General features: G+C 65.5%; 13 protein-coding genes. 6 read left to right on the forward strand and 7 right to left on the reverse strand.

Annotation, left to right across the window (positions count from 1 at the left end):
* Window positions 1–128 precede the first annotated feature (128 nt).
* Window positions 129–719 (reverse strand): NUDIX hydrolase, encoded by a 591-nt coding sequence (locus KHY18_RS01400; RefSeq protein WP_213293455.1) that lies wholly within the window; start codon window positions 717–719, stop codon window positions 129–131.
* 34 nt (window positions 720–753) lie between these two features.
* A complete protein-coding gene (locus tag KHY18_RS01405; RefSeq protein WP_213293715.1) occupies window positions 754–1,290 on the reverse strand; it encodes a GNAT family N-acetyltransferase in 537 nt (178 codons plus the stop codon).
* Between the two features lie 190 nt (window positions 1,291–1,480).
* Here KHY18_RS01405 and KHY18_RS01410 point away from each other — a divergent pair, with 190 nt between their 5' ends.
* Window positions 1,481–1,729, forward strand: a complete 249-nt coding sequence (locus KHY18_RS01410) for a DUF2061 domain-containing protein (RefSeq protein WP_213293457.1) — start codon at window positions 1,481–1,483, stop codon at window positions 1,727–1,729.
* 93 nt (window positions 1,730–1,822) lie between these two features.
* Here the strand turns inward: KHY18_RS01410 and KHY18_RS01415 are convergent, their stop codons facing one another.
* Both KHY18_RS01415 and KHY18_RS01420 read right to left on the reverse strand, forming a co-directional pair.
* Window positions 1,823–2,188 (reverse strand): hypothetical protein, encoded by a 366-nt coding sequence (locus KHY18_RS01415; protein ID WP_213293459.1) that lies wholly within the window; start codon window positions 2,186–2,188, stop codon window positions 1,823–1,825.
* Between the two features lie 126 nt (window positions 2,189–2,314).
* Entirely contained in the window at window positions 2,315–3,346 is a 1,032-nt protein-coding gene (locus KHY18_RS01420; RefSeq protein WP_213293461.1) for a Bug family tripartite tricarboxylate transporter substrate binding protein, read from the reverse strand.
* A 385-nt stretch (window positions 3,347–3,731) separates the two neighbouring features.
* Between KHY18_RS01420 and KHY18_RS01425 the strand changes: the two genes are divergently transcribed.
* From KHY18_RS01425 to KHY18_RS01435, 3 genes are all read left to right on the forward strand, one after another.
* The gene (locus tag KHY18_RS01425; RefSeq protein WP_213293463.1) at window positions 3,732–6,044 is read left to right on the forward strand and encodes an NADP-dependent malic enzyme; all 2,313 of its coding nucleotides are present in this window, start codon (window positions 3,732–3,734) and stop codon (window positions 6,042–6,044) included.
* A gap of 143 nt (window positions 6,045–6,187) precedes the next feature.
* Window positions 6,188–6,592, forward strand: coding sequence for a guanyl-specific ribonuclease (locus KHY18_RS01430; RefSeq protein ID WP_213293465.1), 405 nt, complete (start codon window positions 6,188–6,190; stop codon window positions 6,590–6,592).
* A gap of 137 nt (window positions 6,593–6,729) precedes the next feature.
* On the forward strand, window positions 6,730–7,155 hold the full coding sequence (locus tag KHY18_RS01435; RefSeq protein ID WP_213293467.1) for a barstar family protein: 426 nt from the start codon (window positions 6,730–6,732) through the stop codon (window positions 7,153–7,155).
* A 63-nt stretch (window positions 7,156–7,218) separates the two neighbouring features.
* On the opposite strand, the gene rsmA is transcribed toward KHY18_RS01435, so the two are convergent.
* The 3 genes from rsmA to KHY18_RS01450 are packed head-to-tail and all read right to left on the reverse strand — an operon-like array spanning window position 7,219 to window position 11,754.
* Window positions 7,219–8,013, reverse strand: coding sequence for a 16S rRNA (adenine(1518)-N(6)/adenine(1519)-N(6))-dimethyltransferase RsmA (gene rsmA, locus KHY18_RS01440; protein WP_213293469.1), 795 nt, complete (start codon window positions 8,011–8,013; stop codon window positions 7,219–7,221).
* A gap of 9 nt (window positions 8,014–8,022) precedes the next feature.
* Window positions 8,023–9,423 carry a peptidylprolyl isomerase gene (locus KHY18_RS01445; RefSeq protein ID WP_213293471.1) on the reverse strand — a complete coding sequence of 467 codons (1,401 nt, stop codon included), beginning with the start codon at window positions 9,421–9,423 and terminating at the stop codon, window positions 8,023–8,025.
* 15 nt (window positions 9,424–9,438) lie between these two features.
* On the reverse strand, window positions 9,439–11,754 hold the full coding sequence (locus tag KHY18_RS01450; RefSeq protein WP_213293717.1) for an LPS-assembly protein LptD: 2,316 nt from the start codon (window positions 11,752–11,754) through the stop codon (window positions 9,439–9,441).
* 181 nt (window positions 11,755–11,935) lie between these two features.
* On the opposite strand from KHY18_RS01450, the gene KHY18_RS01455 reads away from it, so the two are divergent.
* Both KHY18_RS01455 and KHY18_RS01460 read left to right on the forward strand, forming a co-directional pair.
* The gene (locus tag KHY18_RS01455) at window positions 11,936–13,033 is read left to right on the forward strand and encodes an aminoglycoside phosphotransferase family protein (protein WP_213293472.1); all 1,098 of its coding nucleotides are present in this window, start codon (window positions 11,936–11,938) and stop codon (window positions 13,031–13,033) included.
* Between the two features lie 97 nt (window positions 13,034–13,130).
* Complete coding sequence (locus KHY18_RS01460; RefSeq protein WP_213293473.1) at window positions 13,131–13,880, forward strand: 16S rRNA (uracil(1498)-N(3))-methyltransferase; 750 nt, start codon at window positions 13,131–13,133, stop codon at window positions 13,878–13,880.
* The last annotated feature ends 30 nt before the right edge of the window (window positions 13,881–13,910 follow it).

Genomic DNA, 13,910 nt, shown 5'->3' on the forward strand with positions numbered 1-13,910 from the left:
CCACGCTGCCCTACGGCAAGTTCGCGCACGGCGTGTTCCGCAGCGCCGCGCTGCTGCGCCACAACACCGAAAAACGCCAGCCCAACCCCATAGGGCTGGGCGCGGACTGAGGCGCCCCTACAGCGCGCTCAAAGGCTGGGATCGTCGGGCAGCTGGTCGGCAGGCAGCAGACCCGCGGGGCGGCGGCCGCCCGAACGGGTATCGGGACCGCGACCGGACGGGCTGCGGCTCGTGGGGCCAGGCACTTCATAGACGCTGGCGTCGACGTGCAACATCGCCAGATCGAAGCGCTGGCCCGCGAGGTAGTCCTTCACCGACTGCAGCACGACCGGGCTGCGATGGCGCGCGGCGCTGGACTCCAGCTCGGCCAGCGTCATCCAGACCGTGCGCAGCACGCCATCATCGAGCGGGCGCTCGGGATGGTGGGTTCCCAGCTCGCCGGTGAACGCAAAGCGCACATAGGTGATGTCGGCTCCGGTGCGCGTGCGCGTGAAGCGGTTCATGTAGATGCCCACCAGCGCCTGGGGCGTGAAGCTGAAGGCGGTTTCTTCGAGCACTTCGCGCGCGCAGGCATCGATGGGGGATTCCGCGGGGTCGAGATGCCCGGCAGGCACGTTCAGCTTCAGCCCGTCGGCCGTCTCTTCTTCGACCAATAGGAATCGCCCATCTCTTTCGATGATGGCGGACACGGTGACATTGGGTTTCCAGCGATCAGGCATATCCGACATTATCGCCAGACTCGCCGTGTACGGACTATGTGTGATCCGGATCGAACACACTCTGCATATAGACCGCGTCTTCGCCATAGCTCGCAAGCCGCTGCAATTGCGCCGGATCCCGCAGTACCTGCGGCAGATAACCGTGGCGGCGCCAATAATCCTGCGTTCCCTGTACCGACACCAGCGCCGACTGCCGTATGCCGCGCTGTCGCGCGAGCGACCGCAGCGGCGCGAGCAGGCGGTCGGCCAGGCGCTGGCCCGCATGCGCGGGATGAACCGCCATATCGTGCAGATACAACACTTCGGGCGCGGCGCAGGCCTCGAAATCGCCGTGCAGGGGCGTGACCTTGCCCGCAACGGACCAGTAGGCGGCCAGATAGGCAAGCACGGCGCCGCCGCGTTCCACCACCAGCGAGCAATGGGCCGGGCTCGCGATGCGGCGCGCAAAGACGCTTTCGCTTTCGGCGTAGTCGTCGCCGTAGCAAGCCCGCTGTATCAGCATCAAGGCCGCGAGATCGGCGCGCTCCAGCGGCCGAACATGGCAGGACGGTTCGTCATTCAAAGGCGACATCGCTTCACAGGCCACAAAAGTGGTTTTCAAGGGAGGGACAAGACCGGCGATTATCCGCGTTGCGCTGCGCGCCCGCAGCCCCGGGCGCAGCGACCATACCGCGGGGCTATGACGGTATTTCAGTCAATCAATTGGACCAAGTTGTTGAGAATGAATATCATTTGAATCAATGTACCGCCAAGGAATCCGCATGACCCGTCTTCTCAAACTGTTCCACGCCAATCAACCCACGCTGTTGAAGACCGGCAGCTATTACCTGATACACATCGTGGTCGCGGCCTGCGTGGCCTATGCGGTGACGCGCAATTTCTGGGCTTCGCTGACCTTGAGCCTGCTCGAGCCCACGGTACAGGCCGTCGCCTACTTCTTCCACGAAAAGGCCTGGAACCGCGCGCAGGCGCGCAAGTCGCTGGCGCCCGCGTTAGGAGCGGCGCAATGAACGCGCGCCAGCAGACCACAGCGCGCTTGCCCGAACCGGGCTTTGCCGCCTGGGCCACGCAGCGCCTGGCGGCCTGGGCGCGCGTGAACTGACTTACTTCTTGCCGTCGAGTTCGTGCTTGCCGCCGTCGCCGCGGGCGTCGGTGATGCCGCTGGCATATCCCGCGGCCGGGCTGGAGCCGCCGTCGGGCTGGTTGTCCTCCTTGGCGCCCGCGGGCGTGATCACCGCGCGCGGCGGCACGGGCACGGCCGCCGGCAGCGACTGCGCTGCGGCAATCTGCACCGGGTAATGCGGCGTGGGCTGGGGATTGGAATCGGCGAGCAGCGGCGCGCGCGGCGCCGGCTGGTCGAACACCGGCAACTGCGCCATGGGGTGGCTGTCGGCGCCGGGCTGCGGACCGCAGCCGGCCAGGGCCGCCGCCGCCACACAGCCGGCGAAAGCAAAGGAATAAGAGCGCATCACGGGTTCCTCCATTGGACAGGGCCGGCGCGCAGCGTCATGCGCCGCGCGCCGGCCAAGTTCCCATCATGTCGCCAATCGACGGCGCGGTCTGCAGGACAAATCCGCTGCTCGCCGCGCGTGAACTCAGTCCAGCGTGATGTTGGCGTTCTTGATCACGTCGCGCCACTTGGCGACTTCCACCTTGAGGAAGTCGGCCGATGCGGCGGGCTTGAACGCCGAAGGCAGCACGCCCATGGCATCGAGCTTGGCCTTGACCACGGGGTCCGGCAGCGCCTTGGCGATCTCGGCATACAGGCGATCGACGATGGGCTGGGGCGTGCCCGCAGGCACGGCGGCCAGGAACCAGGCGTCGGCCTGGAAGCCCTTGAGGCCTTGTTCGTCCATGGTCGGCACGTCGGGCAACGACGCCAGGCGCTCGTTGTGCGCCACGGCCAGCGCGCGCAGCTTGCCGGCCTTGAGCTGGGAATCGATGGTCACGGCCGTCAGGAAGCCGAAGTCGGTTTCACCCGCGACCAGCGACACCACCGAAGGCGCGCTGCCCTTGTATGGGATATGGCTGATCTTCACCTTGGCCTGCATCGCATACAGCTCGCCGCCCAGATGGTTGGGGCCGCCCGTGCCCGACGACGGGTAGTTGAGCTTGCCCGGCTGGGCGCGCGCCGCGGCCGTGAGTTCGGCCATCGACTTGAACGGGCTTTGCGCGCCCACGGTCAGCACCAGCGGGCTGCGCGCCACCAGGCTCACGGCGGTGAAATCCTTCAACGGGTCGTAAGGCAGCTTGGTGTAGAGGCCTGGCGCCATGGCCATGCAGCCCACGTCGCCGAGCACGATGGTGTAACCGTCGGCCGGCGCCTTGGCCACCTGATCGCAGCCCAGCGTACCGTTGGCACCGGGCTTGTTCTCGACCACCACGGTGGCATTCATGTTCTCGCCCATCTTCTGCGCCAGCAGACGGCCCAGGATGTCCGTCGAGCCGCCTGCCGAATACGGCACGACCAGACGGATGGTCTTGGTCGGATAGGCCGCGGGGCTCGCTGCCTGTGCCCAGGTGCCGATCATCGCGGCGGCGGTCACGGCACCGCCCAGCACCATGCGCACGGTCGCGCGACGGGTTGCAGTGGAGGCGTAAGAAAAGCGGGAAGTGGGCAGCGACATGAATTCCTCTTAATGCGGGTTAGCGTTATTACCGGCGTGAAGCATAACGCTGTTTGATGCGTAGAAAAACGCATGAAATCGTGCGTGCCGACCCGCGTTTTGCCCCAGCTTGGTGCACCCCCTCTGTCGACTTTCTGACAGTCGCCATTTGACCTTGTCGCTGCGTCCGATCGTGTTCTGCTTTTGATAGCGCTGAGCCTACAATGAGGCCGATACGGAGTGACTCATACAACCGGGCAGGTCGGGCAACGGCATTGCCACGCAGCCAGTACAACAGGTACTGCAACCGCGGCTCGATGGTCTGGGCCACTCACATAAAAGCGATCCGCTGGCCTGCCATCGCCCGAGCTGCGGATTGGATTCACCCTCGAGCTGGAGACGCTTGATGTCCGACAATACGGTCCCCCCTACCCCCCTCGACAAACGTGCCTTGCTGCGCCGCGCAGCCCTGGAATACCACGAGTTCCCCAAGCCCGGCAAAGTGGCCATCGCGGCCACCAAGCCCATGGCCAATCAGCATGATCTGGCGCTGGCCTACTCGCCAGGCGTGGCCGCTCCCTGCGAGGAAATCGTCAAGGACCCGAACGCCGCGTTCAAGTACACCAGCCGTGGCAACCTGGTCGGCGTGATCTCCAACGGCACGGCCGTGCTGGGCCTGGGCGACATCGGTGCGCTGGCTTCCAAGCCGGTCATGGAAGGCAAGGGCGTGCTGTTCAAGAAGTTCGCCGGTGTCGACGTCTTTGACATCGAGATCGACGAAAAAGACCCGCAGAAGCTGGTCGAAGTGATCGCCGCGCTCGAACCCACGTTCGGCGCGATCAACCTTGAAGACATCAAGGCGCCCGAGTGCTTCTATGTCGAACGCGAACTGCGCAAGCGCCTGAAGATTCCGGTGTTCCATGACGACCAGCACGGCACGGCCATCACCGTGGCCGCGGCCATGATCAATGCGCTCAAGGTCGCCAACAAGAAGATCGATGAAGTGAAGCTCGTGGCTTCGGGCGCCGGCGCCGCGGCCCTGGCCTGCCTGAACCTGCTGCTCAAAGTCGGCCTGCGCCGCGAGAACGTGTTTGTGACCGATCTGGCCGGCGTGGTGTACACCGGCCGTGTCGAACTGATGGACGAAGACAAGGCTTTGTTCGCACGCGATACCGACATGCGCAAGCTGGCCGAAGTGATCGTCGGCGCCGATGTGTTCCTCGGCCTGTCGGCCGGCGGGGTGCTCAAGCCGGAGATGGTCGCAGGCATGGCCGCGCGTCCTGTCATTTTTGCGCTGGCCAACCCCAATCCGGAAATCACGCCAGAAGACGTCAAGTCCGTGCGTGATGACGTCATCATGGCGACCGGACGCACCGACTACCCGAACCAGGTCAACAACGTCCTGTGCTTCCCCTACATCTTCCGCGGCGCGCTCGATTGCGGTGCGACGACCATCACGCTGGAAATGGAAATCGCGGCCGTGCATGCGATTGCCGACCTGGCCCAGGCCGAGCAGAGCGAGGAAGTGGCCGCGGCCTATGCGGGCGAGCCGCTGGTCTTCGGCCCCGAGTACCTGATCCCCAAGCCGTTCGATCCGCGTCTGATGATGAAGATCGCGCCGGCCGTGGCCCAGGCCGCGGCCGACTCGGGCGTGGCCCAGCGTCCGATCCAGGACATGGATGCCTACCGCGAGCACCTGCAGACGTTTGTCTACGCTTCGGGCACGACCATGAAGCCGATCTTCACCGCGGCCAAGAATGCAACGCGCAAGCGCGTGGCCTATGCCGAAGGCGAGGAAGAGCGCGTGCTGCGCGCCGCGCAGATCGTGGTCGACGAGCGCGTCGCGCGTCCCACGCTGATCGGTCGCCCGGCAATCATCGCCCAGCGCATCGTGAAATTCGGCCTGCGCCTGGAGCAGGGCCGCGACTACGACGTGGTGAACGTCGAGGACGACCACCGCTACCGCGACTTCTGGCAGACCTACCACCGCATGACCGAGCGCAAGGGCATCACCGCGCCCATCGCCAAGATCGAAATGCGCCGCCGCCTGTCGCTGATCGGCGCGATGCTGCTGCACAAGGGCGAAGTCGACGGCATGATCTGCGGCACCTGGGGCCAGGTCACGCACCATCTGAACTACATCGATCAGGTGCTGGGCAAGCGTGCCGGCGTGCAGACTTTCGCCTGCATGAACGGCCTGCTGCTGCCCGACCGCCAGGTGTTCCTGGTCGACACCCATGTGAACTACGACCCCACGGCCGAGCAGCTGTGCGAGATCACCATCATGGCGGCCGAGGAAATGATGCGCTTCGGCATCAAGCCCAAGTGCGCGCTGCTGAGCCACTCGAACTTCGGCTCCAGCGACCAGCCCAGCGCGGTGAAGATGCGCGCCACGCTGGAACTGCTGCGCGTGCAGGCGCCCTGGCTTGAAGTCGATGGCGAAATGCACGGCGACGTGGCGCTCAACGGCAAGGCCCGCGCCAAGCTGATGCCGCACAGCACGCTGGTCGGCGATGCCAACCTGTTGGTGCTGCCCAACATCGACGCGGCCAACATTTCGTACAACCTGCTCAAGACCGCGGCGGGCGGCGGCATCGCCATCGGACCGGTTCTGCTCGGCGCAGCCCAGCCCGTGCATGTGCTCACGCCAAGCGCCACGGTGCGCCGTCTGGTCAACATGACGGCCCTCACGGTGGCCGACGCCAACGCGGCGCGTTAACCCGCTGCCCGGCCCGACACGGCCTGTCCCGCATGTAAGCGCCTGCCCAATTTTTGGGCAGGCGCTTGCTTTTTGGGGGGTGATGCGGCACACTAGCAGGTCGAAATTTCAGGCATAACCTGGGTTTCTGAAAGGTGTTTTTGATGCTGAAGGCTGTCGCCGCCCGTTGTTTGCAGACCGGTTTTGCGATCGTTTTAGGGACAGCCTGTGCCGTTGCGCCACTGATGGCTTCAGCGCGCGGTGCCGAGCCGTCCCCTGACCTGTCCACCATTGCGCTGTCCGATTTGCCTCCTCAGGGGCGAGCGACGCATGGGCTGATCCGCGCCGGCGGGCCTTTCCCCTATGCCAAGGACGGCAGCGTCTTTGGCAATCGCGAGCGCATCCTGCCCAGCCGCAAACGCGGCTATTACCGGGAATACACGGTCAGCACCCCGCGCTCGCAAGACCGCGGTGCACGGCGCATTGTCTGCGGCGGCGAGCCCCGGACGCCCGATGCCTGTTATTACACCCGCGACCATTACGCCAGTTTTTACTACATCATCGAATGAAGCCGCAACCGACACCCGCCGCCGTTGGCCGCGAAGGGTGCCTTGATGGCCCCTTCGTCCAGTCCTATTTTTCGCAATCGGGCGAGAGCCTGTTTGCCACCCCTGTGGACAGCCTAGTCAAAGAAAGAACCACGGAGATGGAAACGCCACTTCGTAAGAACCCCGACCTCCCATTGCGCAATGTGCGCCAGAACATCGTGCAGTCGATCCGCGCCTATCGCGTGCAAGACCTGCAGGATGCCGCGAGGGTTCTGGGCAACCATTTCCTGTACGCCAACCTGGCCCACGCCCAGACCAAACAGGACATACTGGACCTGATCGCCACCCAGTTCATCTTTCCGGCCCACTTCGGCAAGAATTTCGATGCACTCTATGACTGCCTGACCGACCCGCTGCACAAGGCCGGGCCGCAACCGGGCTTCATTCTGGTGCTCGACCAGATTCCGACCACGACCAAGTTCGACAAGGAAGTGCGCGAGCAACTGCTCGACAGCTTCCGCGATGCCGCCGACTACTGGGGCGAGCGCAAGATTGCGTTCCGCTGCTTCTACTCGTTCCTCTGATCGCGCATGGCGGCGCATAACGCGCTGCAGAATTGAAAAAGCCCCTCGCGGGGCTTTTGTGCGTTATCGGCTGCCGTCGCCTTCAGCCGGCAACGCGGCGCCCACCTCGGCCGCCAGGGCCACATACTCGTCCACCGACACTTCCTCGGCGCGGCGCTTGACGTCGAAATCGCCCGCATAGGCCTTCTCTTCGAGCCAGCGGCCCAGCGTATGGCGCAGCAGCTTGCGGCGCTGACTGAACGCCACCTGCACCATCTGCTCGAGCAGGCGTTTATCGACAGGCGCCGGCACCGCACGCGGCACCATGCGCACCACGGCGCTATTGACCTTGGGCGGCGGGTCGAAACTCTCGGGCGGCACGAACAGCACTTCCTGCATTTCATAGCGCCATTGCAGCAGCACCGACAAACGGCCATAGGCGGCCGTCGAAGGCTTGCCCACCATGCGGTCTATGACTTCCTTTTGCAGCATGAAATGCTGGTCCTGGATCAGGTCCACATACTCCAGCAGATGGAACAGGATGGGCGTGGAGATGTTGTAGGGCAGGTTGCCCACCACGCGCAGCTTCTGCGTCTGCAGCTGCTGCGCCACGGCGGCGAAATCGACCTTGAGCACATCGGACTCGATCACATCGAGATGCTGGTGCAGGCGCAGGCGAAACGCCAGGTCGCGGTCCAGTTCGATCACGGTGATGCGGCCCAGGCGCTCGACCAGCGGCTGGGTCAGGGCCATCAGGCCGGGACCGATCTCGACCATAGGGTCGCCGGCTTTGGGGTCGATCGCGTCGACAATGGCATCGATAATGCCGCCATCGGTCAGAAAGTTCTGACCGAAGCGTTTGCGGGGAATGTGTTTCAAACCTAAACCTTATTGCGGGGGATCGCGGTATTCCACGTAGGCGCGACCGCGGACTTCCTGAATCCAGGTGGCATAGGCCTTGTCCAGCTTCTGTTCGCGCACGACATTGCGCAGCGCGTCGCGCTGCTCGCGCGCGGACAGCGTCGCCTGGCGGCGCTCGATCAGCTGGATCAGGTGCACGCCGAACCGCGACACCACCGGAGCGCTGACTTCGCCCGGCTGGAGCTGGTTCAGGACTTCCTCGAATTCAGGCACATAGGCGCCAGGACCGGCCCAACCGAGGTCGCCGCCTTCCTTGGCGCTGCCGTCCTGGGAATATTCGCGCGCCAGATCTTCGAAACGCGCCTGGCCCGCCTGCACGCGGCGGCGGTAATCTGCCAGACGTTCGGCCGCCTGGCCTTCATTGAGCTGCTCCGTAGGGCGCAGCAGGATGTGGCGCGCATGGTTCTGTGTGACCACGGTGGCCATGCCCTGCTGCGAACGGTCGATCACCTTGAGCAGGTGAAAGCCCGCGCCGGAGCGCACGGGGCCGACCACGGTGTTCTTGGGCGACGACGCGACGGCGCGCGTGAACAGCTCGGGGTAGCGGTCCGCGGGACGCAGGCCCAGCACGCCGCCTTCCTTGGCCTCGGGTGCATCCGAGTATTCGCGCACCACGGCCGCGAAATCCTGGCCGGCGCTGAGCTTCTCGAGCGCTTCGCGCGCGCGCGCTTCGCGCTGGGCGACAACCGCGGGCGACGCGTTTTCGGGCACGGAGATGAACACGTGGCCCAGGTTCAGCGTCATGTTGGAGGTGTCTCCGCTGGTGCGCTGTTCCTTGAGGTACTGGTCGATATCGAGTTCGCTCACGCGCACCCGGCCGTCGACTTCGCGCTCGCGCAGGCGCTGCAGCAGCAACTGGTTGCGCAATTCGTCGCGAAAACGCTTGGCACTGATGCCATCGGCCGCGAGCCGCGACATCATCTGTTCGAGCGACAGGCTGTTCTGGCGGGCGACGTTCTGCGCGGCCTGGTCGACCGCATAGTCGTCGACCTTGATGCCGCCCTCGCGCGCGCTTTGCAGCTGCGCCTTCTCGAGGATCAGCCGCTCGAGCACTTCGCGCGCCAGCACGTTCTCGGGAGGCAGCTGCCCGCCCTGGCCCGCAATGGACTGGGCCACGCGCGCCATGCGGTCGCGCACTTCGGTATTGGTCACCGGCTCGGAATTGACCACGGCCACGATGTAATCTGCCGAGCGCACGCCGGTGTTGCCCGGCACGGCGCGGGCACTGCCGTCCAGCGCCTTTGACAGGGAGGCGGCCGGCCCGCCGGACAGGCGCAGGCCCTGGGCCTGCACGCCCACGGCGGCAAAAGTGGCCAGGCACACGAGGCCCATGGCAAAGGTGCGAGGGGTCAGGGAGGAAAGACGCATGGAGCTGTGCTTTGTTTAATCGTAATTGCTGAAGCGGCTGGGCGTGGTGCTGGTTTGACGCAAGGCCTGGTAGCGAGGGATATTGTCCTTCAAGCTCTGCAAGGGGTTGGAGCCCAGGCTCAGACGCGAGAAGCCGACGAACTCGACCTGGAACAGCAGCCGGGTATTCGAGGTGGTCACGCTGCTTTGCAGACGCTCGAGAACGACCCGACCGACCCAGCAACAGCTGTCATATTCGAAGCCGACGACAGTATCGACGAGCTTGCGATCCTGCAGACTGTAATTCAACCGGCCCACAGAGTACCAGCGCCCGCCGTTGCGACCTTTGTCCTCGGAGGCCCAAGGGTTACGGATAGGCCATTGCCAGCCCACGTCGACCTGCTCGCTGGTGCCGCGCTGCAGACGGTAGGCCGCGCTGATGGTACGGTAATTGCCCGGGCTGTAGCGCGCGCCCACGGTCGTGCGCTCGGAGTGGCCGGTTTCGCGGTTGTATTGCATGGCCGCGTCGAGCGCCCACTGCTGCGTCCAGTTGATCGAGGCGCCGAACAGGATGTCGGACAGGCGGTCGGTCGCGGGCACTTCGCCGGGCAGCGTCACGCGCTGGTCGGAAAAACGCACGCGCTGGGCCACGCCGAAGCGCGCGGACTCGGCGCCGGTGTCGGCATCGATGAAACGCGTGGTCAGGCCCAGGGTCAGCAGATTGTTGTCCGCGAGGCGGTCATGTCCGCTGTAGCTGTTGTCGCTGTAGATGGTCGCCAGGTTGAAATCGTTGAGCGCGGTGTCGTACACCGGCAGCATGTTCTGGGCGCGGTACGGCGTATAGGTGTAGAAGGCGCGCGGCTCCAGCGTCTGCAACAGGCTGCGGCCGAAAAGCTGCGTTTCGCGCTCGAACACCAGGCCGCTGTCGAGGCTCACCGTGGGCAGCGTGCGCCCGGCCGATGTCATGCCGTTGCTCAGCGGGTCTTCGAACTGGTATTGCGTCGCGTGCAGCTTGAGCTTGGGCGTGAAGAACGCGCCGGGCCACAAAACCGGGCGGCTGATTTCTGCCATCAGATAGCTGCGCTGGGCATTGGTCTGGCGGGTCAGCAGCGGATCGGCTTCGAAACGCGTGGTGTCGGCTTCGACCGTCAGGTCCAGGCCGCCGCCCAGGTTCAGCGGCGTATAGCGCCATTGCAGCTGCGGCATGCGGTCATAGGGCGGCATGATCGGCGAGGCCACGTCCTGCAGCGTCTGCCACTTGAGCGTGCGCAGCATCAGCGTCGTATCCTGGCCGCCCCAGTACAGGCTGGCATCGCTGGACAGCAGGCGCGAGTTGAGCGTCCGGTCGACGTCGCGCCGCGTGAAGTCACGCCAGTAATTGTTGTCGCTCACGCGGTTGAGGTTCATGTTCAGCCCCAGCCCGCCCCAGGGCGAGGCAATCTGGCCCTGGTGCTGCAGGCCGTAGGCCCAGCGATCACGGTCGCGCAGGCGGTCCCCGGGCATGTAATCGAGCCGCACTTTGCCTTGGTAGGTGGGCTCGAGGTAGCGAAATTCCGCGCCGACGTTCACGCCGCGCTTGGTCATCAGCGTGCTCGACAGCGTCGCGTCGCGGTTGGGCGCGAGGTTCCAGTAGTAAGGCTGGGTGTATTCGAAGCCGCTGACGTTGTCCAGGCCTATGGTCAGCGGCAGCAGGCCCGACTTGCGCTGGTCCGACAGCGGAAAGCTCACCACGGGAATCGGCAGTACCGTGACCCCCTTGAACTGCAGCTTGGCGCCACGCGCATAGCCGACCTGCTCGCCCTGATCCAGATGGATGGAGTCGGCCTTGAGCATCCAGTCGGGCTCCCAGCTGGCCTCGTTGTCGCGCTGGCAGGTGGTGTAGGTGGCGTTGCGCACGATGGAGCGTTCGCGGTCCAGGAACTCGACTTCGGACGCATCGCCATGCGCCTGCGTGGCCAGGAAGCGGTAGTTGGCATCCGTGAAGTTGCCGCGAAAGGCTTCGACTTCCAGGTCGAGGCGGCTGCCGTCGAACACATTGCCAGCGCGGTTGATGTGCACCTGGCCTTCGGCCTGCAGCCGGTCGTCGGCCACGGTGTATTCCATGCGGTTGGCACGGACAATGGTGTCGCTGCGGCGCAGTTCGGCATGGCCGTCGATCACGGCACGCACATCGGCCTGGCCCGCAATCGAGTCGCCGCGCACATAGACCGGCTGCAGCGGCCGCGCGGCCTCGGTGATTCTTTCCTGCAGCATGGGCGTGGCGCGCAGCACCGGCGCGGGCAGCGGCTCTGCGGATTCGGACTGCGCCTGGGCCTGGGCCAACGCAGGCAGACCGGCCCAGGCCAGTGCCATCCACCAGACCAGGGGACGAACGGCCGGCAGGCCAGACGACAGCTGCCGCCGGGGCAGCGGACAGGATGTGGGCACGGCGATGGATTGCTGGCGAGGAGGCACGGTGGGCGAAAAGGTGGAAAGCTGAGGGGCCAATGCCTGCACGCGGGCAAGCAGGCGAGTTTGTAGAATCCGATTATCCATGAGCCATCCCATCTCCCCCATTGCCAGCGTTGAATGGCCCAATGCCGAACGCCAAGCCGCTTTCGCCGCCTGGCTCGCGCCCCTCGTCAGTTTGCATCAGCTCCAACCCGAGAGTCTGCGCCCGGCTTCGGCCGATGCGAGCTTCCGCCGTTACCTGCGGCTGGACTGCGCCAGCGGCGCCAGCCTGATCGTGATGGACGCGCCGCCCGACAAGGAAGACTGCGCGCCTTTCGTCAAAGTCCAGGCGCTGCTCGCGGCCGCGGGCCTGACGGTGCCCGACATTCTCGCCTGGGATCAGGCCCAGGGCTTCATGCTGTTGAGCGACCTGGGTTCGCAGACGCTGATCGAACGCCTGGACCCCGCCGCGCCGCGCGACGCCGAGCCCTGGTACCGCCAGGCCACCGACCTGCTGCTGACCTGGCAGCTGGCCTCGCGCCCCGGCGTGCTGCCGGTCTATGACGAAGCCCTGCTGCGCCGCGAGCTGGCGCTGTTCCCCGACTGGTACCTGGCCAAGCACAAGGGCGTGACGCTGGTCGGCAAGCAGCAGGAAACGCTGTCGAAGGCCTTCGACGCCATCGTCGCGAACAACCTCGCCGTGCCCAGCGTCTACGTGCACCGCGACTTCATGACACGCAACCTGATGCTGCCGCAAAGCGCGGGCGGCCCGCTGGGCGTGCTCGACTTCCAGGACGCGGTCTACGGCCCCATCACCTATGACCTCGCGAGCCTGCTGCGCGACGCGTTCATCAGCTGGGACGAAGATTTCATCATCGACATCTGCGTGCGCTACTGGGAAAAGGCGCGCAAGGCCGGCCTCGTGGGCGCGACCAGCACCTCGGGCTGGGGCGACGACTTCGGCGAGTTCTACCGCGCCGTCGAGTGGATGGGCCTGCAGCGCCACTTCAAGGTGGCCGGCATCTTCGCGCGCCTGACGCTGCGCGACGGCAAGCCCAAGTACCTGGCCGACGCGCCGCGCTTCATCCATTACATCCGCTCCACGGCCGACCGTTATCGCCAGCTGGGGCCGCTGCTGAAGGTCATCGACGAGATCGAGAACATCCAGGCCGTAGAGGGCTATGCCTACGGAAGGATGTAAGCCAGTGGCAGCATTTGCTTGCTGCTATTGCCGTTCCACACATTAAAAGCGGGCGTTGGCGCCCGCTTTTCACCTGCTTCCTCATTTTTTCCCGCCCATGCCCCGTTTCCACTGCCCCATTCCGCTGCGTACCGGCGACACGCTTGAGCTGCCCGCCGGCGCCGCGCGCCATGTGCAGGTGCTGCGCCTGCAGCCCGGCGACAGCATCACCTTGTTCGAAGGCCAGGCCGGCGACGGGTTCACGGGCGGCGAATTCGACGCCACGGTGCTGCGCATGGGCCGCAGCGACGTGCAGGTGCAGGTCGGCGTGCACCGCGCGCTGGAACGCGAAACCGCGCGCGAAGTGCATCTGCTCGCCGGCATCACGGCCAACGAGCGCATGGACTGGCTGGTCGAAAAAGCCACCGAACTCGGCGCCACCAGCATCACGCCGCTGCTCGCCGAGCGCAGCGTGCTCAAGCTCAAGGGCGAGCGCGGCGACAAGAAGCGCGCGCACTGGCAGGCCGTCGCGGTCGCCGCCAGCGAGCAAAGCGGGCGCAACCGCGTTCCCGTGATCCACCCCGCGACCGACCTTGCAGGCTGGCTCGCGAGCGCGCCCGCAGCGGATGCGCCGGCCCGGTTGCTGCTGTCGCTGGGCGAAGGCACGCAGCCATTGCGTGCGGCCGCAGCCCAGCATGCACCCGAACAGAAATCCGTGGTCTTCCTGTCAGGCCCCGAAGGCGGTCTGAGCCCCCAGGAAGAAGCGCTGGCCCGCGCCAACGGCTTTGCCCCCGTCACCCTGGGCGCACGCGTGCTGCGCGCCGAGACCGCGCCGTTGGCGGCGCTGGCGACGTTGACTTTGGATTGAGGGCGCAGCCTTTGGAACTGGCGCAGCCCA

Source organism: Acidovorax sp. CCYZU-2555 (assembly GCF_018413525.1).
Classification (GTDB): Bacteria; Pseudomonadota; Gammaproteobacteria; order Burkholderiales; family Burkholderiaceae_C; genus Comamonas.